This is a genomic window from Moraxella sp. CTOTU49803 (assembly GCF_032097965.1).
Classification (GTDB): domain Bacteria; phylum Pseudomonadota; class Gammaproteobacteria; order Pseudomonadales; family Moraxellaceae; genus Faucicola; species Faucicola tetraodonis.
In genome coordinates this window covers 72,280-92,440 of the sequence record NZ_DAMCJP010000008.1, presented here as the reverse complement: position 1 = coordinate 92,440, position 20,161 = coordinate 72,280, and the positions used below count along the sequence as shown (strand labels likewise).

The following is a 20,161-nucleotide window of genomic DNA, read 5'->3' as shown; positions in this document are numbered from 1 at the left end:
TATTACAATGCCCATATTACAACTTCAGAATATGACAAAAAAATGACAACGATAAGTTTTTAATGGTTTTATTTGTGGTGTTGTAAAAAATTCGGTGTTTGACTCAATTTTTATTACTTAATACACGTCGCATCACAGTTCAAAAATAAAATTTATCGGACCATCATTGCAACTGCTGACTTGCATATCTGCGCCAAATTCGCCTGTCTGCACAGTTGCATATTGCGTCTTGGCATACGCTACTATCTGCGCAAACAAAGCTTTGGCAGTGTCGGGCGCCATCGCAGGCTTAAAATCAGGACGTCTACCCGATTGGGTGTTGGCAAGGAGGGTAAACTGCGACACTAACAGTAAGCCGCCATTGACTTGTTGCACGTTTTTATCCATTTTGCCTTGCTCATTTTCAAATACGCGATAGGTGAGGATTTTATCAATCATTTTTTGCCCCATCGCGAGCGTATCATCATGCCCAAGTCCAAGATAAACAAGTACGCCATGTGCAATCTCGCCGACGATTTGTTGTTGGTGAGGCGCTTGGCCAACTTCTACTTTGGCAAATTTCACCCGTTGTAGTACTGCTTTCATGATTGTTCCTATCCGTCAGTTTGAGCGTAAGCGGATTAACTGAAAAGCTAGCTTGTCGCTTAACTCGTAGCCCAGTGTTTAATATACCGTGATTCTAAGGGGGATTTTGATTATAATAAGCCAACTTTAAAATGCCAATCTCGAGTAACTTATGACCTTGTTTACGACGTTACAATCGCTTGTCCCACAACAAAAAATCAGTGAAATCGCAGGTCGTCTTGCCCAAAGCCGTCATCCGATGGTGAAAAAAACCTTTATTCGTACCTTTGCTTCGGTGTATGGCATCAAGCTAGAGGAATATGCGCGCGGTAGTTTTTCTCAGTATGACAGTTTTAATGATTTCTTTACCCGTGAGCTCAAAGACGGCGCGCGCAAGATTGACGATGACCCAGATGCGCTGATCTGTCCTGCAGATGGCATGATATCGCAATTGGGACAAATCGATAAAGACCAAATCCTGCAAGCCAAAGGCAAATCGTATGAAGTTGGGCAATTGCTCGCGGATTATGAACTTGGCAAAGCCATGCAAGAGGGGAGTTTTGTCACCGTGTATTTGGCACCGACCAATTATCACCGCGTGCATATGCCGTTTGACGGTACCTTGGTAGAAACCATCTATGTGCCAGGACAGTTATTTTCGGTCAATAATGAGACCGCTGAAAACATTACCGATTTGTTCGCCCGTAATGAGCGCTGCGTGTGTGTGTTTGATACCGAATTTGGTAAAGCTTGCGTTGTGCTAGTCGGGGCGATGATTGTAGCAGGGATTGAAACAGTGGCCACAGGCAAAATCAAACGTAGCGATCGCGTGCAGCGTCAAACCCATCACATGACATTGAAAAAAGGCGATGAACTTGGGCGGTTTTATTTGGGTTCAACGGCGATTGTGGTATTACCAAAATCAGCGGGCATGGCTTGGGGCGCAGGTTTTTATAATTCAGTGCCAGTGACAATGGGTCAACGTCTGGGTACTTTTTTGCAGTAAGCTGTCAAGGTATAGGCTAAAAAAGGTAGCAAAGGCTGCCTTTTTTATGCTGTGTTTTAGCCAATCTGCATGGTTGATTGCTCACATAAACTAAACGATAACGAAAAATATTTTAGGGAAATTTGTTTATAATAGCCGACTTATAATTTTTGCCTGCTTTTTTATTTAGACGCGCTTTTTTATTTAAATTGATCACTATGAACCTACCGCCAACACCGCACCCCCAACCATCGCACGACTTAGACTATCCAACCGTTTGGATTATGATTTTGGGGTTGATTATTGCCATCGGTCCGCTGTCGATTGATATGTATTTGCCGGCTTTGCCCAGTATGGCACAAGATTTTGGCGTGGCAACGGCTTTTATGTCCAATTCGGTGCCTGCCTATTTTGTGGGATTGGTGGTCGGGCAGTTGTTTTATGGTCCGATTTCGGATCGGATTGGGCGCATTAAGCCCTTGTATGTGGGCATGGTACTGTATGTGATTGCTTCGGTGATGTGCGCCACTACTACCAATGAATACGTGTTGTTTGTCTCACGAACGCTACAGGCGTTGGGCGCGTGTGTGGGAACGGTGGTGTCGCGGGCGATGATTCGTGACCGCTTGCATCCCAAGCAAATGGCAAAGGCTTTTTCGCTGATGGTCCTAGTGATGGGGATTGCGCCGATTTTGGCACCAAGCTTGGGGTCGTTGTTGTTAAAAGTCGCCAGTTGGCGGGTGATTTTTTGGTTTTTGGCAGGGTTTGGTATTTTAAATATCGTGCTGACCCGGCTGTTTCTGCATGAAACCTTGACCGATGAGTTTCGCAACAACCGTCCGATGAATGACGTGCTCAGTCAATACTGGGATTTGCTTAAAGACACCCAGTTTAATTATCCTGCGATTGGTGCAGGGCTGCTGATGGGTTCGATGTTTGTGTATATCAGCGCGGCACCTGAGCTAATTATGGAAGGGTATGGGGTGACGCCGCAGCATTTTAGCTGGATTTTTGGCATGAATGCGGCAGGTTTTATTGGGTTGACACAGGTCAATCAATGGCTGGTGAACCGTTATCGTCTAGTCAGCTTGCTGCGATTTGGGGCGGTGATGCAAGTAATCGCGGCGGCGTGTTTGATGCTGCTAGGCTTAGTTTTTGGCACGCAAGCTTGGCTACCGTTGGTGCTCGCCAGCATTTTTTGTTGTATTGCAGGGTTAGGACTCACTCAGCCCAATTCAGGTGCGATTGCTTTGGCATTTCAAAAACGCCGCGCTGGCATGGCGAGTGCCTTGCAAGGCTCACTTAACTTTGTCGTCGGTATTTTTGGCGGATTAGTATTAAATATCCTGCCCTTTAATCCCGTGGCCAAGCTGGGTATTACCATGTTTATGCTCATGACTATTGGCGCATTTTTGGTATTTCAAATCGACAAAAATCTCGATGTGGCGGATGTGGACTAAGGATTAATCAAACCGATACACATCCATACCCAAACTAAAATGGGCAAAACTTTCATGCACGATGCTCATCTTTGTGCCTGCGCCTGCCGCAAAAAATAACGGCAATAAATGCTCAGGGGTGGGGTGATTGTGATGGGCAAATGGATGCGCCCGCCAATCTAAAGCCGTTGGCATATGTTGTTTGAGTTGATGAATCAACCAATATTTAAATTCACGTGCCTCAGCATCCACCTCACCGCTATCAAACTGTACCTGCGCCAAATTATGGGTGACACTGCCAGAGCCGATGAGTAATACTTGCTCTGCCCGCAGCGGTGCCAATAAAGCCCCCAACTGAAAACACGCATAACTATCAAAATGCTGCGGTAGCGAAAGCTGCACAATCGGCACATCGGCCTGCGGATACAAATGCACCAGTGGCGACCATACCCCATGATCAAACGGACGCAGTCGATTGACCGACGTGCTAACGCCCAAAGCCTGCAACTGCTGTGCCAGCTGCTCAGCAATCAGGCTGTCGCCTTTGACAGGATAATCGATGGTATACAGCGCTTTTTGAAAGCCGCTAAAATCATGCCAAGTAGCGGGCGCGGCATTGCCATTGATTTCTAGATGCTGGCTTTGCCAATGCGCAGAGATGATGATAATCAAGCGTGGTTTTGGCAGATTTTGCCCAAATTTGTTCAGCGCTTGGGTAGTACGGTTGTTTTCGATGGCAATCGTCGGCGCCCCATGTGAAATAAACAAACTGGGCAAGGTATAAAGTTGGTACGGTGTTTTGGGTAAAAATGGCTGCAGGCTGATTGGTTGTTTTTCGGTTTTTTCCATCAATTTTCTTAAAGTTGCCGTGATAAATAGAAATGATAACGAATTAATAAGGATTAACTAAAAAGGATTAATAGGTTAAATAAGGGAAAAATCCGCAAAAACAAGCCATGTCAGCGATTTCATACACAATCAAACATAACAGGTCAACTAAAAAAAATTAAAAATAATCACCGCGGTGATACGGATGATGATGAATAATGGTCATAGCGCGGTACAGCTGCTCCATCAGTAGCACGCGCACGAGCGGATGCGGCAAGGTAAGATTGGACAGCGACCATTTGAATGTCGCATTGGCTAATACCTCTTTTGAAATGCCATCAGCACCGCCAATCACAAACGCCATGTCATCACCCAGCTGCATGGCTTCGCCAACTTTAGCCGCTAAATCTTCGGTTGATAGATTTTTGCCGCGGACGTCTAGGCAAATCAGCTGCTCGCGTTTGCCTGCTGAGTTTTTGGCTTGGTGCGCTTGCAGAATTAGCCCACCTTCGGTGATAGCATATTTTTCAAGCTCAGCAGGCGAGGGGTTTTTGGCACGTTTGCAGGCGGGGATTTCAACGATTTCGGTGCTGAGCATGGGCTGAATACGTTTATAATAGTCGTCAAATCCCGTCTGCACCCAAGCTGGCATTTTTTGTCCAACGGCTAAAATTCTTGCTTTCATGGGTTCCCCTCTGTTATTTTTTTGACCAATCTATGTCGCTGTCTATATCACTGTGGTAATTCACCGTTAGCCATTGAACACTCGCTATCGAAGCCAGCTATATTAAGGCTTAATTCCAGCTATATTAAAGCTTAAAACGAACCATTTAAAAACCCACCATTTAAAAACGCTTGCAACGCACCCATATACAATGCGATAAAGCCTAAAAACCTAAGCTGAGCTAAAGCCTGAACTAAAACTAAGCTTAGCAACAAAATTTTAACATGATTTTATCGCTGTGATGGATAATACTTCCCCTAGCATTTAACGAAGGTGATAAAATAATTTGCATGACAAAGTTTAAATGACAAATTTTAAATGATAAGAAAAGACGACAACAATATGAAAAATTGGCAAGATCCCAATGCCGCTGTTGAAGCAGCCAACTATGACAACCCGATTCCAAGCCGTGTACTGATTTTGCAAACCCTACTTGAGCGCGGACAAGCTACCCAACACGAGCTTGCGACGATTTTTGATTTAGATGACGACGAGTACGACGCACTGGGCAACCGCTTAAAAGCCATGCTGCGGGATGGACAATTAAGCCGTGATGCCGACGGTGGCAATCCTTATATTTATCGCCCATTGACTGAGAACGATGCTGTGGCTGGCGTGGTCGCTGCCCATGCCAAAGGCTTTGGCTTTGTCGTGCTTGAGGATATGCCTGATTTGTTTTTGAATGAAACTGAAATGCGCTGGGTATTTCATGGCGATAAAGTAAAAGCCATCGCTACTAGCACCGACAACCGTGGTCGTATGATGGGTCGTGTGTTGTCGGTGGTATCCCATGCCCAGCTACAATATATTGGCAAACTTGCAAAAGATGACGATGGTTACTTTGTAGAACTCATTAGCCCAAACAATCATCAACCGATTACGGTGACGGAAGAAAACGTCGAAGCGTTACAACTCAAAATGGGTGATCCCGTCAAAGTCGATATCATCGACTATCCCACCCAGCATGAATACGCGACGGGGAAAATTACTGAAAGCTTGGTCGATGATAACGAGCGTGAATTGATTATCAAAACCACGCTGCTAAATTACGATATTCCCCATGAGTTTAGCCCAAAAGTCATGCAGCAAGTCGATGCCTACAAAGAGCCGACGCAAAAAGACTATCAAGACCGTATCGACTTACGTGCGTTGCCGCTAGTCACCATTGATGGCGAAGACTCGCGCGACTTTGATGATGCCGTCTATGCCGAAAAACGTCGCGGCGGTGGCTATCGCTTGGTGGTCGCGATTGCCGATGTCAGTCATTATGTGACTGCCAACTCAGTACTTGACCAAGAAGCCTATGAACGTGGTACATCGGTGTATTTTCCGCATTTTGTGGTGCCGATGCTCCCTGAAAAACTCTCCAACGGGCTTTGCTCGTTAAACCCAAGTGTTGACCGCTTGTGTATGGTAGCCGACATCATACTATCGCGTAGCGGCAACGTGACCAGCTATGAGTTTTATCCAAGCGTGATGCACTCTCAAGCGCGATTGACTTATAACCAAGTCAATGATTATTTTGCCCAAGCGCAAGGGGAAACGCCCAAAGCCGAAGTGCCTGTCACTATCACCGGTAATAAAGCGGTCAAAAAATCGATTGATGTGCTTTATGATTTGTACAAAGTGCTATTGGTCAAACGCGAACAGCGCCATGCGATGGAATTTGAAACCCAAGAGACTTATATCAAGTTTGATGAAGCAGGCAAAATCAGCGCCATTGTGGCACGGACGCGTGGTGACTCGCATAAGCTCATCGAAGAGATGATGCTACTTGCCAATACCTGCGCGGCTGAGTTTTCGCTCAAGCATGAATTGCCGGTCTTGTATCGCAATCATGATACCCCAGAGGCAGAAAAAGCCGCTCGCGTCAGTGACTTTGTGAAGCATTTTGGTTTGTCATTTCCTGAAGAAAACCCGACACAGGCAGATTATCAGCGTATCATTGAAGCGACACGCGAGCGCCCTGATGCGATTAGTATCCATAGTGTGCTACTGCGCTCCATGCAGCAAGCTAACTATGCACCGACTAATATTGGACACTTTGGGCTTGCGTATGAGGAATACAGCCACTTTACCTCACCGATTCGCCGTTATCCTGACTTGATGCTACACCGTGCCATCAAAGCCAAAGTGACGGGCAAAAAGGCGCCGCTGCCAGATTGGTCACTAGAAGATGCGGGTGAGCAGACCTCAATGACAGAGCGCCGTGCCGATGAAGCCAGCCGTTTTGTTGAGCAGTGGCTAAAAGCCCATTATATGAAAGACCATATCGGTGAAGCATTTGATGCAGTAGTTACCACAGTGACCAATTTTGGCTTGTTCGTGACTCTCACCGATTTATTCATTGATGGCTTGATTCATATCTCGCATTTGGGCGAAGATTACTTTGTATATGATGACAAGGCGCAGCAGTTATTTGGTGAAAAATCAGGACTGGTGTTCGGACTCGGTGATAAAATCCGTGTCAAAGTCGCTGCCGTCAATATGGAGACCCAGCAGATTGATTTTGATTTGGTGGCACAGCTGGAAAAATCGTCATTTAATAATCGCGGTAAAGGCAAAAGTCGCGGTCAATCACAAGCGGCCTCTAATTCTAAGGCTCAATCCAATCCCAACGCGCCATCTAATCCTAACGCGCCATCTAAGCCAAATGAGAACGTCAGGAAAGCAAAAAGCGCTAAAAATAAAAGTAACGCGCGCAACAAATCTCGTTAATGAAAAAAAGGGGCAATACAATTTGCCCTTTTTTATCGTTCAGACAAATACCTGCTAGAACAAAAAACACCTTTGACTACTTAATCTTAGCTATTTAATATTAGCCACTTGATGCCCTTTAACCAGTCTTGCTTGGCGTTACTAGCAGCTAATACGCCAAATTATTATTGCGTGGTTTTTTCTGCGCTTGCCAAGTTGTTGGATGACGTCTGAGCGGCTTGATTCAAATCTGTTGTTGCTTTATCAAGCACTTGTTTAGGCTGCTCGCCAATCGATGACGTATCGTTTGATGCTATGGCTAGGGGCGCCGAGGCGGCACTACTATTGGCTTGATTGGATGCAATGACTTGCTGGGTACGATGTGATGATATTAGGTTAAAAATGGCGAGTGCGGTGATGCCTAATATCGCAAAAATAATGAGTAATTTTGGCTGCATGAGGATTTCCAGTGTAGCGTCAATTTGGCTAACCGACGTGTAAAGCCTGACGTCTAAAGTCTGTGGCTTAAAACGTCAAATCGGGTTTCGCTAGGACAAAAATTGACAGTCATGTCTATAAAAATTGCTAGGCTACCTTGCTGCAAAAATCATGCAAGTTTAATCTGTTAATCTTTTAATGTCTAATCTGGCAGCAGACTGACTTCGGCACTAACCGGCAAATGGTCAGAGAGATTTGACCAAGGTTGTCCCTTATGCACCCAAGCACGGTGTACTTGTAGGTTACGGACATAGATACGGTCAAGGCTTAATACCGGAAGCTTGGCAGGGAAGGTGGGCAGTAATTTGCCATGGTGGGTCAGCACGGCTTCTTGTAAATTAAGGTCACAGCCAAGCTTTTGACAGGATAACTTTTTCCAGTCATTGAAATCGCCTGCCAATATCAGCGGCGTGGATTGGTCGATTTCGTTATTGATATACTGGCTTATCACCTCATATTGTTTTTCACGGTCATTTTCCCTTAAGTTTAGATGCGCGCAAAGCACGATAATGGGCGTATGCCAGCCTTTGGGCTGGATTTCGCAGTGCAATACACCACGCTGCTCAAGGCGGCTCACTGTAATATTGACATTGTGTTTGGGATCGAGCGGATGGCGACTTAGTACCGCATTGCCATGATGACCGTGGTTATATTCGACGTTTTTGCCATAGCTGTTTTCAAGCTGTAGATACTCGCCAAACCATTCATGTTGGGACTGGTCGGGAAATTCATTGTATTTCACCACCCGTTTGAGATTTTGACCTTGGACTTCCTGCAAACAGATAATATCAGATTGCACTTGGTCAAGTGCAGCGGCGATGCCTTCGATTTTGACAAAACGATTGAGGGGTGACATGCCTTTATGGATGTTATAACTGGTGATGATTAGGCTGTTTTTTGGTTGTTGGGCGCCTGCTACTTGGTTAGACACTATTTCGTTAGATGCTACTGGGTTAGGTGTTATTTTTTTAGGTGTTAGTAAGCGCATAATAAAATCACAGTGATAGACATGGCATTATTTTAACGTGAAATTGTACCGCTGGCTTGTTTTGACAAAAAATTGTCACAATATAATGGTTGTCGACATTTATGTCGCAAACGTATGTAGCAAAGCTGCGTAGCAAAATGGGGTAGCTTTGCCAAGCGTTGCGGTTTTTATGCTAAAATTTTGGGCAATGACGACTTTTACTCTCAATCATCAATGAGCGATAAAAAATTGGAAAACAATATGACCAACGATGTAGAAAATCCGACAAAAAATTTGCACCTTGCTGAATTTAATCAATTAGCGCTTGAGCGACTCAAAACGGCAATTGATGAGGCGTTGGCGAATGGATATGCGTTTTTGACTATGCTCGATGATGAAGCTGGGCTCGATGACCTCGATAACAAAGCTGAGCAAGCTAATAGCCAAGTTAACGATACAAAACTCAGCAGCCAACAAGCACTCAATGATATCATCGCTTTTGACCATGTGAATTTGGCATTAGACCGCAGTTGGGGGTTGCTATCGCACTTAAATAGCGTGGTCAGCGATGAGCCAATCCGTGCGCTGCATCATGCATTATTGCCCGCGCTTTCTGCTTACGGCACGGCGGTTGGTCAACATCTCCCGCTATATCAACGCTATCAGCGTGTGGTGAGCGATCAATCATTTTTTGCGCGTTTAGAGCCTGCCAGACAACGCTCATTGACATTGGCGCTACAAAGTTTTGAATTATCCGGTGTGGGTTTGGCGGAGGCGCAAAAACAGCAATTTGCTGCGCTTGCCAGCGAGTTATCTACGCTATCAGCCAAATTCTCCGATAATGTGCTCGATGCTACCCAAAGCTACTTTTTACCGTTAAGCGAATCGCAACTGGCAGGACTGCCGGAATCTGCGCTTGCCATGTTGGCAGATGCGGGCAGGCGATACACAGAAAAATTCCCTGAGCAAGTATTGGCAACGCCTTATGTCGCGACACTTGATATCCCAGTTTATCTTGCGGTGATGACCTATGCCGATGACCGCGAGTTACGCGAAACCTTGTATCGTGCGTATGTCACCCGTGCCTCTGAATTGTCAGCGCAGCCAGAATTTAACAATGCCGATATTATGGCGGATATCTTGGCAAAACGCGCACAAAAAGCCCAGTTATTGGGCTATGACAATTTTGCTGAGTTATCGCTTGCCACCAAAATGGCGGACAATGTCGACACTGTAGAGCAGTTTTTACGGGATTTGGCAGACAAAGCACGACCCTTTGCCATGCAGGATTTAAAACAACTGCAGGTTGAAGGTTTGGCGTTTGGCATCGGTGATGAGGGCGATGAGGTGCGACCTTGGGATACGGCGTATCTGGCAGAAAAAGTCAAACAACGTCAATTTAATCTATCGCAAGAACAAGTGCGTCCTTACTTCCCAGTGCCGACAGTCATCGCAGGCTTATTTGAGATTGTGCAAAAACTGTATGGCATTCAAATTGAAGATAAAACTGCAAGCACGCAGCGCTGGCATGATGACGTGCGTTTTTATCAAGTTTTTGATGAACATCAGCAGCTTATCGGTGGTTTTTATTTTGATTTATATGCTCGCCCTGGCAAACGCGGTGGCGCATGGATGAGTGGCTTTCAAGCGCGTTATCAACACGATGATAGCGGTTATAAGCAGTTACCCGTTTGTTTTATGGTGGCAAATTTTAGCCCTGCGCCAACGGGCACACAGCGTGGCAAACCCAGCTTATTAACCCATGATGAAGTGTTAACGCTCTTTCATGAGTTTGGACATGGGCTGCACCATCTGCTTACTGAAGTGAATGTTGGCGATGTGGCAGGCGTGAATGGGGTCGAGTGGGATGCAGTTGAGCTACCCAGTCAGTTTATGGAAAACTGGGCATGGCACCCTGAAGGGATTGCATTAATCAGCCGTCATGTCGATACCGGTGAAACGTTGCCAGAGAGCATGCTACAAAGTATGCTCGCTGCCAAAAATTTCCAAAGCGGCATGCAAACCCTGCGCCAGCTAGAGTTTGCGCTATTTGATTTGTTATTGCATGCCAAAACCCCAGCACCCGACTATCCCCAGTTATTGGCGTTACTCGATAGCGTGCGTGCCGATGTGTCGATTATGCCGACCGCCAGTTATAACCGTTTTGCCAATGGTTTTAGCCATATTTTCGCAGGTGGCTATGCGGCAGGGTATTATTCTTACAAATGGGCAGAACTGTTGTCAGCCGATGCATTTAGCAAGTTTGAAGAGACCAGTATTTTTGATAAAAACGCTGGTAAATCTTTCCGCGATAACATTTTAGCCAAAGGCGGTAGCCAATCTGCAAAAGCCAACTTTGAGGCATTTCGCGGTCGTGAAGCCCGTATTGATGCGCTGTTACGCCACTCGGGATTTTTAACCAGCAGCTATGATGAACTGCTGAGCGATGACACCGATAACGCCAATACCCAAGCTTGGTAACACGGTTGTCAAAATACAGGCTAGTAAAAAGAAGAAACTATGAGATATCAATCCAATCGCCCCAAACGTCAATTTTTGGCAGGGGTGGCTTGTCCAAGCTGCAAAGCACTGGATAAAGTTGTTCAGATTCAGCTATATCAGCCCGAGTATGATGAGTATATCGAATGTACGGCATGTGGCTATACCGAGCGTCGCCCAACACCCGATGATATCATTGACATTCAGCAGTCCAATCATCAGGAAACTGTTCATTATGGCGACGATGGCGCGGGTATTGTTAGGTTTAAATAAGCTAAGTTTAAGCGGTTTGGGTAAATTTTGGCAAGGTTAACGAGTTTAAGCGTCCCTGATACAATTAGGGTAGTCAAAGTATGGCGTTCAAAGTAGGTTTTTGTCTCAAAAGTTGTTATTTTTGATTGCGGTTTGTTATAGTAACAAGCAAACGAATGTACACCATCATTTTCATGCCAGCATGGTATATACATCGCTAGCATGAAATCGTACAGACATCTGACCCGCCCGACATGGATAGGGATATTGACCCAACATGAAATTATTTAGCCTAAAAAAAGACAATGACTCTACAGCCCCGACTAGCGAAGATGCCAATCCATCATCACAGCTGGCTGAAAATCCAATGATAGGCGTGTCAGATAATGCGTTGCAGCTTGATACAACTAATCAGCCACCGATGCAAGCGGCTAACTACCCAGACACACCTCCAAACACATCCCCAAACACGACAGCAATCAAAAATGCGTTTTCGCTAGATAGCATTGATTTAAACCAGTTAGAAGATGAATTACTTCATGGCAAAACGGACTATACGGCAGATAACACAAAAGCGGCTGATACCCTCGCACCCAAAAAGCTCAGTTTTGATGATTTTGATTTGGATGAGTTACCCAGTGATGTTGAAGCCAACACCACTGTGACTATCGAAGACACTGCTAATACAGCGACAGTATCACAGCCGGTACCGTCACAGACAACCGATAACACGCCGATATTTGATATTGATAACCTACCGCTAGCAGCTAAGCCAGACCCAGACCTAAAACTAAGCCTAGAATCAGACCCCCATAGCGCGCAAGCACAGCCCATCGCACCACAAATTAGTGATGAAAGTAGTGATAAAAAAATTATCGAGGCTATTGAGACTATCGAAACTATCGAGACGACGCCACCCGTTCTATTAACCAAAACAAAACCCGAAATTAAACCGATTATCGCCCAGACGCCAAACCCATTTTTAAGGCCGGCAGGTAAAACACTAGCGAAACGGACGTTAAAAAAACGCAATCAACTTGGGTTGCTAGTGGGTGCAGGGTTGGTACTGGCTACCTTGGCATGGTTTTTTATGGGGCAGTCAAGCGAGCCGAACAAATCCACCGCGCAGTCACAGAAACAGACACAGACGCAGACCCAAGCACACGCAACACCCAAAACTGCAGCGCCTATAGTAAAACCACAAGCTAGCGCTAGCTTACCTGCCGCGTCAACCGTCGCAGTGGATGCAACCACTAGCTTAGCCCATGCGACCGCAGCGCTACCGGCAATCACGCCAGAAGAAATTCTTGCGCCGACCCTACCTGAAGATCCGGCGATTGCCAAAGAAGAGCTGAGTCGATTGTCAGAGCAGAGCGCGCAGCTAAAAGAGCAAGAAGCCATGATGCAAGACCAGCTGCGTATGATGAATGAGCTGAGTAGTAAAAAAGAAGAGCGTATCCAGCTGCTAGAACAGCAAGTTGCACAGCTTGAACAGCAAAAAGCCGCTAACAAATAACCACCCACAAATAATAATCAATAAATAACTGGCAGGTTAAGTAGTGCTGACCCAAGTCGATAAAAAAACCTTGTTTCAAGACCGCTATCAAGCGCTCATCATGCCCGTCCCGGTGTCAGGTATTTTTCGTCATCGTGCCTTACTTAAGTACCAATCGCTTTATCCTGAGCATTACACCGTTTACAAGCAAGCCTGTGAGCGTTCGCAGCTGTTACTCGGTGATGTGTTAAAGTTTACGCCGCAGCGTGATTTGGCGGGTATGGCAGTCGGTGGGGCGTTGTCAAAGCCACAGTTCATCGTGGATATGGCAATCACAGAATTTACCGAAAATCCGCCGCATGTTGAGTATATCGTGTCAGCGTTACAAAAGTTAGAGAAAATTGTGTTTGATTGGGGACGGTATCAAGGTATTCGCCGTGTGGCGATATTGGCAAGTGATGAACTGCTTGTGCCTGATGGCATGGATTTTGTTGACGATATTTTACCGTTGATGGAAAAATACCTTCAGCCTGTTAGTAATTTGAATTTAGTGTTATACAGATAGTATTTTTAATCTAGAAAATTAAAAAGGAGTCGCTCAATGCAAGCTTTATTTAATAGTAAAGGATACCATATAGCAAATTTTAACAACAATCAACTTTATAATACTTCAGGCGATAATATAGGACATTATCTTGATTCTTATCAAATATTTATAGACATGGATGGTAAGTATTTGGGCGAAATATTATATAAAAATCGATTAATTTTTAACAATTCATCACCGTATAAGAGTACAAATTTTGGAATGCATGGAAATTACGGTAGCATCGGAAGTTATGGTAATTATGGAAACTGTGGTTCAATAGGACTTTTGGCAAATTATAGTGATGTAAATTTGTGATAAGTTAGGGTTTAAAGATTTCTAACTTTCGACTATTCCAATAAATTTTGACTAAAACTTTGTAAAAATAAAAAACCGCCTTAACTAAGACGGTTTTCTTGCTTGTAACAGATGATTATTCAGCTGCAGACGTTTCAGAATCAGCAGATTCAGTTGGCGCAAGTGTTTGATCCACCCCTTTCATGGTAAGTTTAATACGACCACGGTTGTCGATGTCTTGTACCAGTACATTCACCATTTGACCTTCTTTTAGCACATCATTCACATTCTCGATACGCGCATCAGAGATTTGTGAGATATGCACCAGACCGTCAGTGTTAGGTAATACATTGACAAACGCACCAAACTCAACAATACGAGCCACTTTACCTGTATAAGTCTTGCCAACTTCTACTTCTGCTGTAATCGCCTCGATTTTAGCAATCGCGGCTTTGGTCGCTGCTTTGTTTTCACCAAAGATACGAATGGTACCATTGTCATCAATATCAATCACTGCGCCTGTTTCTTCAGTCAATTGGCGAATGGTTGCACCACCTTTACCAATCACGTCACGGATTTTTTCAGGATCGATATCAATCACCGCAAAGTTTGGTGCATGGGCGTTGATTTCTTTACGGCTGGTTGAAATCACTTCATTCATCGCATTTAAAATATGGATACGACCCGCATGCGCTTGGTGCAGGGCTTTTTCCATAATCTCTGGGGTGATACCTTCAATTTTGATATCCATTTGTAGTGCAGTCACGCCATTGGCAGAACCCGCGACTTTAAAGTCCATATCGCCTAGGTGGTCTTCATCACCCAAGATGTCAGACAGCACGGCAAAACGCTCGCCTTCTTTAACCAGACCCATTGCGATACCAGCAACAGGCGCTTTTAGTGGTACGCCGGCATCCATTAACGCCAGTGATGCGCCACAGACAGATGCCATTGACGATGAACCATTGGATTCGGTGATGTCAGATACAATACGAATCACGTATGGGAAACGGTCACTATCTGGCAGCATGGCTTGTACACCGCGGCGTGCTAGGCGACCATGACCGATTTCACGGCGTTTTGGACCGCTGTCGCGACCCGTTTCGCCCACTGAGTAACTTGGGAAGTTATAATGCAGCATGAAGTGGTCTTGTTTGGTGCCCGCAAGGGTGTCAATCATGTTAACATCACGGCTGTTGCCAAGCGTGGTGGTAACGAGCGCTTGTGTTTCACCGCGCGTAAATAGCGCTGAACCATGCGTGTAAGGCAGTACGCCGACTTGGATGTCTAGGGCACGGACAGTTTGCAAGTCACGACCATCGATACGGGGTTTGCCAGACAAAATATTGTCACGGACCGTACGATATTTTAGGGTCTCAAATAGCTCTTTGATTTGTGCCACGTTGTCGGCATAGCCTTCGGCTTCCGCATCACCGGCTAAGGCTTCAATGGCTTGGTTTTTGATTTCATCAAGGCGAGTATAACGGTTGGCTTTTTCGCTGATGGTATATGCTTCTGAAATCGCTGCAGCAAATTGATTTTGTAGGGTAGTTTGCAAGGCTTCGTTGACGGCAGGGGCAACGAATTGGTTTTTTTGTACGCCAACTTCTTTGGCAAATTCATTGATGGCATCAATCACGACTTGTTGCTGGGCGTGACCGTATAGTACCGCGCCAAGCATTTGGTCTTCTGACAATTCTTTGGCTTCAGATTCGACCATCAATACCGCAGACGACGTGCCCGCGACCACCAAATCGAGCGAGCTTTGTTTTAGCGCTTCATGGTTTGGGTTTAGCACATATTCATCATTGATAAAACCGACACGTGCCGCACCAATCGGACCATTGAATGGCGCTGATGAAATTGCCAATGCCGCTGAAGTACCAATCATCGCTGCGATATCAGCATCTTGTTTTTTGTCTGACGAAATCACCGTGGCGGTCACTTGGATTTCGTTAAAGTAGCCTTCTGGAAACAATGGACGAATCGGGCGGTCAATGAGGCGTGAAGTCAAGGTTTCCATCTCAGATGGGCGACCTTCACGTTTGCCATAGCCACCTGGGATTTTACCAGCAGCGTACATTTTTTCTTGGTAGTTGACGGTCAATGGAAAAAAGTTTTGACCCGCTTGCGCCTCGTCTTTTACCACAACAGCCACTAGCACAGAGACGCCGCCCATATGGACGACCACTGAATTAGCTTGGCGTGCAATACGACCCGTTTCTAACGTAACTTGTTGATTACCATATTGGAATTCTTTAGTAATGATATTAAACATAATGCGGTTTTATCCTTTGTGTGATGAATAGGGCGATTTAAGTTTTAGTAATAGCCCCTAACGTTTGTGTTCTTTTCAAAAAATACAAACGTTAGAAGCAATCTACCAATTCGCTTGATAGCAGCCTTAAATCAGCCTAAATTAAAAAATACTTTGAAAAAAGTAAGTGTAAACTGCGATTGTGCAGGCACAATGCGTTGTCTATTTTACCTAGTTTTGTGGCGAATCACCACCTTTTAACTGCGCTTTAACCCCTAATAGCAAACGATGGGTAATAACTAAGCTAACAGCGAGGGTAAAAGTGAAAACAAAATTGGCTAAAAATATTGAACCCATAAAAAAGCGGCTACCCAAAAGCAGCCGCTGATTGAATAAAGCTCATAACGTGCTGATAAATTAGCGACGTAAGCCTAATTCATTGATCAATGCAGTATAACGGTCTGCATCTTTACGTTTTAAGTAATCAAGTAACGTACGGCGTGAGTTAACCATACGAATCAAACCACGACGGCTGTGATGGTCAGCTTTGTGTGCTTTAAAGTGTGGTTGTAAGTCATTGATACGCGCTGTTAATAACGCCACTTGAACTTCTGGAGAACCTGTGTCATTTTCAGAGCGTTGAAATTTTGCGATTACGTCTGCGCGGTCTTGGTTAGTCAACATAATGTTTTCCTAGCTTTTTTAGCATAAAATGAGAAGCCTAATCGGCTAACAATCGAGTCGATTAGTGTAAAAAAATCAGGATAACCACGCTTCTCAGTAGTTAACCGTCAAAAAGGAGCATTATTTTAGCAAATATTGACCAATAAAAAAACCCTAATTTGCATTAGGGTGTTGAATTTATTAAGGCTTTTAATAAATTCAAGCTTTCAACTTACTGGTTGCCCGTAGGTTGTTTGGGTGTTTCGCTATGCAGACGGTCAAGCTGCTCTTGTGGCGCGGTGGTGAGTTTATCAGAAGTCACTTCATCCGCATCATTAGGCGTTGTGTCAGCAACAAACGTCGCTTCGGGCGCTTTCTTTTCCATTTTTTCAAAATCTGTCATGGTGGTTGGTTGCATGGAAATCTCCTTTTCTTATGGTTCTTATAGTTATTCACACTTATTTAGTCAATGCTTGGTCAATCGCTTCAGCAAAATCTGGAATATCTTCAGGTTGACGACTGGTAATCAAATTACCATCTATCACCACTGATTTGTCTTCAAACTGCGCACCTGCATTTTTTAGGTCAACAGCAATGGTTTTATAAGCGGTTAATTTTTTACCACGCGCAATTTCGGTATCCGCAAAAATCCACGGTGCATGACAAATCGCTGCGACAGGTTTACCCGCACTCATGAACGCTTTTACCATCGCTTGGGCATCGGTATTCGCCCGCAACACATCGGCATTGGCACCGCCACCTGGTAACACAATAGCATCATAATCGGCTGCGTTGGCTTCACCAATTAATAAATCAGCGGTAAAGGTGTCAGCAGGGTCAGTATGATTAAGCCCACGCACTTGTTTTTGTGGTTGTGTGGTGATTAAAGTGGTTTGGTGACCTTTAGCTTTAAGGAGGTCATTGGTTTGGGTATATTCGACTTGTTCAAAGTCGGTATCAAGTAAAATAGCAATCTTAGCCATGGTAATTATCCTATTATTTCATTATTTAAGTTAAAGATAGTTAAAGAAAAAAATTGTTGTTCTTATTGATTCATCTGTAAGGTTGGCGCTTTATTTTGAGATTATTATTTGATTTTTCTATTTGATTTTTAATTTATTAATTATATAAAGTTCTCTAAATAAACCGCTGTTTGTTCTTTATTAGCAAAGCTTGCTAAGCAAAGAAGCAAATGAATCAATATCACTAAGAATAAAGAAATCGCTGGGTAAAAACTGCTAGCAAAGCGTCACGTTTTGTATCAATGCATAAAAAACGTACTCGCTTTGTGACATCGCATCGCTCATTGAGCAAATTATGTGAATACAGCAAAAAATTAGCAAGATGGATAGATTTTTTGACTTATCGTGGCTAATTTAAATTGACTAGCTTCATCGGTTGTAAACGCCCATTGGGTTCAAGTAGTCCGGTACCCAAAAATTGCTGCTGGTCGTCAAACAAGCGAAACATTTGATTGGCGGTTAAGATGAGCTGCTGAGTTAACATGGTGGTCTTGACATTTAAGCGTTGACCTTGTCGGATGCGCTTTGATTGGCTATCGTCTAATAGTAAGCTTGGTAGTGAGTGAATGCAGGCATCCACTGCTAATAGCTTATCAAACCGCGCTGCAATATCGAGCGCGGCAAAATCGGCTAAGGTGATGGCATTAGCAATCTCAAAATCACCCGTCTGTACACGCCTAAGCGCTGTCAGATGTCCTACTGTGCCCAGTGCTTTGGCAATATCTTCAGCCAGCACGCGCACATAGGTTCCTTTGGAGCAAGTAACGGTTAATTGCAATTGTTGATCGGATAGGGGAGTGAGTGACAGCTCATAAATGATGAGAGGACGTGCTGCTCGCTCCACCTCAATACCTTCACGAGCTAGTTCATACAGTTTTTTGCCGTCTTTTTTGAGCGCGGAATACATGGGCGGCACCTGCATTATCTCACCCAAAAATTGCTCAGTGACGCTTTGTAACATTGCTTGTGTCACATGCGGTACAGGGCTCGTGGTAATTATCTGACCTTCAGCATCCCCGGTATCGGTTTGCTCGCCAAGTTTGATAATGGCTTGGTAAGACTTGACCGCATCGAGTTGGTAATGGCTAAACTTGGTCGCTTCTCCCAAACAAATCGGCAGCAAGCCTGTTGCCATTGGGTCAAGGGTACCGGTATGACCCGCTTTTTTACTGTCGTGCACATCAGATTTGAGCAAGTATTTGACTTTTGATACCACTTGCTGGGAGGTCATCCCTTGCGGTTTATCAATCAGTAAAACACCAGAGACGATGGATTTGGCTATTTTTGGTTGGGTCATCATGTTATGGATTTATCAATTCATTAAAAGTCGGTTCGAATCAGCTGCGAGTAATCTGCTGCGCTGATAGGGTGGTTGACAGAATACGGCTTTGACTTTGGGTTAATATGTGCGCGTTGTTGCCACTGCTGCAAGCTATAGCGGTTATCAATCAATTGCTGGTCATACAGATAACTGGGAATATAGCCCGATAACAGGATACGATAATCAAATGGCAAAGGTTGGATATCATCAATCAGCTCATAAATTGCCGTGGTACAGTTATTTACCAATGAATTATACCATGTCGGCTGCGTTTTTAAGGACTTAGCTTTCGCGAGATACGCAAGCAGCAGCGCTTGAATATGGTCTTTTGGCATATTGATGGGATAAATATAAACATCTTCATGACGGATATTACTACGGGTATAAATAATATCTTTTTCATCCGCAGCGATAATCACCAATTCAAACTTGCGAAAAAATCCACCCAGCGTACTAAATTGTTCATTGACTTCTTTGCGAATCTCGATAGATAACGCAAGCTGCTTTCCATCACTAAACCCAAAACTCACTAGCGTATGGGCAATGGCATCGCCCATCCAATAAGAGGCAATAAAATCGACAGTTTGCAGCTTTGCCAAGTCGTATTGCCTAGTTTCCCAGCGCGGCTGAAAATGGGTTTTATCTTGCCAATCAAAATTTCTAACATTGCTAATGGTGAGTGTGTTGCCATCACTGTCAAGCCGATAGTCTAACATTTGGGCAACTTCGGGGTTCCAATCACGCTCATTGCTAGCTGACATCGAAAAAAAACTGACAATGGCAATCGCCACCACCGCAAAAAAAATCAGTAATAAAGACTGATGAGAAAGTAGGGATGAAAATAGGGTCGGTTTGATGATACTGACCAAAACAGCGAGGGTAAAAAATACCCATACGCTAATCAGTGCCAGACTGACATATCTGCCTAAGGGCTGATGCGTCCATACAAATACCCCGACCCACAGGCTTGAGAGAATAATGACGATAAACTTAATGATACCCCAAAGTAACTGCATTCAACATCCCTGTTAATGACTCAAAGTGACAAATAAGCTTATTATAGCCTG

19 protein-coding genes are annotated in these 20,161 nt (G+C 44.5%); 8 read left to right on the top strand and 11 right to left on the bottom strand.

From position 1 onward, the window contains the following. Positions 1 to 132: 132 nt before the first annotated feature. Positions 133 to 585 (bottom strand): D-aminoacyl-tRNA deacylase, encoded by a 453-nt coding sequence (gene dtd, locus RT422_RS09325; protein ID WP_284035074.1) that lies wholly within the window; start codon positions 583 to 585, stop codon positions 133 to 135. A gap of 151 nt (positions 586 to 736) precedes the next feature. Here dtd and asd point away from each other — a divergent pair, with 151 nt between their 5' ends. Further along, the gene (gene asd, locus RT422_RS09320; protein ID WP_313422048.1) at positions 737 to 1,570 is read left to right on the top strand and encodes an archaetidylserine decarboxylase; all 834 of its coding nucleotides are present in this window, start codon (positions 737 to 739) and stop codon (positions 1,568 to 1,570) included. A gap of 197 nt (positions 1,571 to 1,767) precedes the next feature. Further along, positions 1,768 to 3,009: a multidrug effflux MFS transporter gene (locus RT422_RS09315; RefSeq protein ID WP_128680778.1), complete on the top strand. Its 1,242-nt coding sequence runs from the start codon at positions 1,768 to 1,770 to the stop codon at positions 3,007 to 3,009. Positions 3,010 to 3,012: 3 nt separating this feature from the next. On the opposite strand, the gene RT422_RS09310 is transcribed toward RT422_RS09315, so the two are convergent. Together RT422_RS09310 and rlmH are read right to left on the bottom strand one after the other, a co-directional pair. Further along, positions 3,013 to 3,837, bottom strand: a complete 825-nt coding sequence (locus tag RT422_RS09310) for a DODA-type extradiol aromatic ring-opening family dioxygenase (protein ID WP_284035075.1) — start codon at positions 3,835 to 3,837, stop codon at positions 3,013 to 3,015. Positions 3,838 to 3,994: 157 nt separating this feature from the next. After that, positions 3,995 to 4,501 carry a 23S rRNA (pseudouridine(1915)-N(3))-methyltransferase RlmH gene (rlmH, locus tag RT422_RS09305; RefSeq protein WP_284035076.1) on the bottom strand — a complete coding sequence of 169 codons (507 nt, stop codon included), beginning with the start codon at positions 4,499 to 4,501 and terminating at the stop codon, positions 3,995 to 3,997. Between the two features lie 381 nt (positions 4,502 to 4,882). Here rlmH and rnr point away from each other — a divergent pair, with 381 nt between their 5' ends. Then, positions 4,883 to 7,258, top strand: coding sequence for a ribonuclease R (gene rnr / locus RT422_RS09300; protein ID WP_050324860.1), 2,376 nt, complete (start codon positions 4,883 to 4,885; stop codon positions 7,256 to 7,258). Positions 7,259 to 7,422: 164 nt separating this feature from the next. On the opposite strand, the gene RT422_RS09295 is transcribed toward rnr, so the two are convergent. After that, entirely contained in the window at positions 7,423 to 7,695 is a 273-nt protein-coding gene (locus tag RT422_RS09295) for a hypothetical protein (protein ID WP_050324861.1), read from the bottom strand. A 182-nt stretch (positions 7,696 to 7,877) separates the two neighbouring features. Beyond that, on the bottom strand, positions 7,878 to 8,666 hold the full coding sequence (locus RT422_RS09290) for an endonuclease/exonuclease/phosphatase family protein (RefSeq protein WP_313422047.1): 789 nt from the start codon (positions 8,664 to 8,666) through the stop codon (positions 7,878 to 7,880). A 297-nt stretch (positions 8,667 to 8,963) separates the two neighbouring features. Here RT422_RS09290 and RT422_RS09285 point away from each other — a divergent pair, with 297 nt between their 5' ends. The 5 genes from RT422_RS09285 (at position 8,964) to RT422_RS09265 (ending at position 13,852) form a co-directional block, all read left to right on the top strand. Then, positions 8,964 to 11,183 (top strand): M3 family metallopeptidase, encoded by a 2,220-nt coding sequence (locus tag RT422_RS09285; protein WP_313422046.1) that lies wholly within the window; start codon positions 8,964 to 8,966, stop codon positions 11,181 to 11,183. Positions 11,184 to 11,222: 39 nt separating this feature from the next. Beyond that, positions 11,223 to 11,474 carry a YheV family putative metal-binding protein gene (locus RT422_RS09280; RefSeq protein ID WP_007115096.1) on the top strand — a complete coding sequence of 84 codons (252 nt, stop codon included), beginning with the start codon at positions 11,223 to 11,225 and terminating at the stop codon, positions 11,472 to 11,474. Positions 11,475 to 11,730: 256 nt separating this feature from the next. Further along, positions 11,731 to 12,969: a hypothetical protein gene (locus RT422_RS09275; RefSeq protein WP_313422045.1), complete on the top strand. Its 1,239-nt coding sequence runs from the start codon at positions 11,731 to 11,733 to the stop codon at positions 12,967 to 12,969. Between the two features lie 43 nt (positions 12,970 to 13,012). Beyond that, positions 13,013 to 13,513: a hypothetical protein gene (locus RT422_RS09270; protein ID WP_313422044.1), complete on the top strand. Its 501-nt coding sequence runs from the start codon at positions 13,013 to 13,015 to the stop codon at positions 13,511 to 13,513. Between the two features lie 36 nt (positions 13,514 to 13,549). Continuing rightward, a complete protein-coding gene (locus tag RT422_RS09265; RefSeq protein WP_313422043.1) occupies positions 13,550 to 13,852 on the top strand; it encodes a hypothetical protein in 303 nt (100 codons plus the stop codon). Positions 13,853 to 13,967: 115 nt separating this feature from the next. Here RT422_RS09265 and pnp read toward each other — a convergent pair whose 3' ends face one another. The 6 genes from pnp to RT422_RS09235 all read right to left on the bottom strand — a co-directional run bounded on the left by pnp (position 13,968) and on the right by RT422_RS09235 (position 20,110). Beyond that, the gene (gene pnp, locus RT422_RS09260; RefSeq protein WP_312276162.1) at positions 13,968 to 16,109 is read right to left on the bottom strand and encodes a polyribonucleotide nucleotidyltransferase; all 2,142 of its coding nucleotides are present in this window, start codon (positions 16,107 to 16,109) and stop codon (positions 13,968 to 13,970) included. Positions 16,110 to 16,505: 396 nt separating this feature from the next. Continuing rightward, positions 16,506 to 16,772 carry a 30S ribosomal protein S15 gene (gene rpsO / locus RT422_RS09255; RefSeq protein WP_082168269.1) on the bottom strand — a complete coding sequence of 89 codons (267 nt, stop codon included), beginning with the start codon at positions 16,770 to 16,772 and terminating at the stop codon, positions 16,506 to 16,508. A gap of 211 nt (positions 16,773 to 16,983) precedes the next feature. Further along, on the bottom strand, positions 16,984 to 17,169 hold the full coding sequence (locus RT422_RS09250) for a hypothetical protein (RefSeq protein ID WP_076775876.1): 186 nt from the start codon (positions 17,167 to 17,169) through the stop codon (positions 16,984 to 16,986). 40 nt (positions 17,170 to 17,209) lie between these two features. Next, complete coding sequence (locus tag RT422_RS09245; protein WP_204155403.1) at positions 17,210 to 17,734, bottom strand: type 1 glutamine amidotransferase domain-containing protein; 525 nt, start codon at positions 17,732 to 17,734, stop codon at positions 17,210 to 17,212. Positions 17,735 to 18,122: 388 nt separating this feature from the next. After that, positions 18,123 to 19,073 carry a tRNA pseudouridine(55) synthase TruB gene (gene truB / locus RT422_RS09240; RefSeq protein WP_313422042.1) on the bottom strand — a complete coding sequence of 317 codons (951 nt, stop codon included), beginning with the start codon at positions 19,071 to 19,073 and terminating at the stop codon, positions 18,123 to 18,125. 20 nt (positions 19,074 to 19,093) lie between these two features. After that, positions 19,094 to 20,110: a DUF4105 domain-containing protein gene (locus RT422_RS09235; protein WP_313422041.1), complete on the bottom strand. Its 1,017-nt coding sequence runs from the start codon at positions 20,108 to 20,110 to the stop codon at positions 19,094 to 19,096. Positions 20,111 to 20,161: the final 51 nt, after the last annotated feature.

Bases quoted from the DNA above. Each gene is read 5' to 3' on its own strand.
- dtd (WP_284035074.1), bottom strand. From the start codon at position 585: ATGAAAGCAGTACTACAACGGGTGAAATTTGCCAAAGTAGAAGTTGGC.
- asd (WP_313422048.1), top strand. From the start codon at position 737: ATGACCTTGTTTACGACGTTACAATCGCTTGTCCCACAACAAAAAATC.
- RT422_RS09315 (WP_128680778.1), top strand. From the start codon at position 1,768: ATGAACCTACCGCCAACACCGCACCCCCAACCATCGCACGACTTAGAC.
- RT422_RS09310 (WP_284035075.1), bottom strand. From the start codon at position 3,837: ATGGAAAAAACCGAAAAACAACCAATCAGCCTGCAGCCATTTTTACCC.
- rlmH (WP_284035076.1), bottom strand. From the start codon at position 4,501: ATGAAAGCAAGAATTTTAGCCGTTGGACAAAAAATGCCAGCTTGGGTG.
- rnr (WP_050324860.1), top strand. From the start codon at position 4,883: ATGAAAAATTGGCAAGATCCCAATGCCGCTGTTGAAGCAGCCAACTAT.
- RT422_RS09295 (WP_050324861.1), bottom strand. From the start codon at position 7,695: ATGCAGCCAAAATTACTCATTATTTTTGCGATATTAGGCATCACCGCA.
- RT422_RS09285 (WP_313422046.1), top strand. From the start codon at position 8,964: ATGACCAACGATGTAGAAAATCCGACAAAAAATTTGCACCTTGCTGAA.
- RT422_RS09280 (WP_007115096.1), top strand. From the start codon at position 11,223: ATGAGATATCAATCCAATCGCCCCAAACGTCAATTTTTGGCAGGGGTG.
- RT422_RS09275 (WP_313422045.1), top strand. From the start codon at position 11,731: ATGAAATTATTTAGCCTAAAAAAAGACAATGACTCTACAGCCCCGACT.
- RT422_RS09265 (WP_313422043.1), top strand. From the start codon at position 13,550: ATGCAAGCTTTATTTAATAGTAAAGGATACCATATAGCAAATTTTAAC.
- pnp (WP_312276162.1), bottom strand. From the start codon at position 16,109: ATGTTTAATATCATTACTAAAGAATTCCAATATGGTAATCAACAAGTT.
- rpsO (WP_082168269.1), bottom strand. From the start codon at position 16,772: ATGTTGACTAACCAAGACCGCGCAGACGTAATCGCAAAATTTCAACGC.
- RT422_RS09250 (WP_076775876.1), bottom strand. From the start codon at position 17,169: ATGCAACCAACCACCATGACAGATTTTGAAAAAATGGAAAAGAAAGCG.
- RT422_RS09245 (WP_204155403.1), bottom strand. From the start codon at position 17,734: ATGGCTAAGATTGCTATTTTACTTGATACCGACTTTGAACAAGTCGAA.
- truB (WP_313422042.1), bottom strand. From the start codon at position 19,073: ATGATGACCCAACCAAAAATAGCCAAATCCATCGTCTCTGGTGTTTTA.
- RT422_RS09235 (WP_313422041.1), bottom strand. From the start codon at position 20,110: ATGCAGTTACTTTGGGGTATCATTAAGTTTATCGTCATTATTCTCTCA.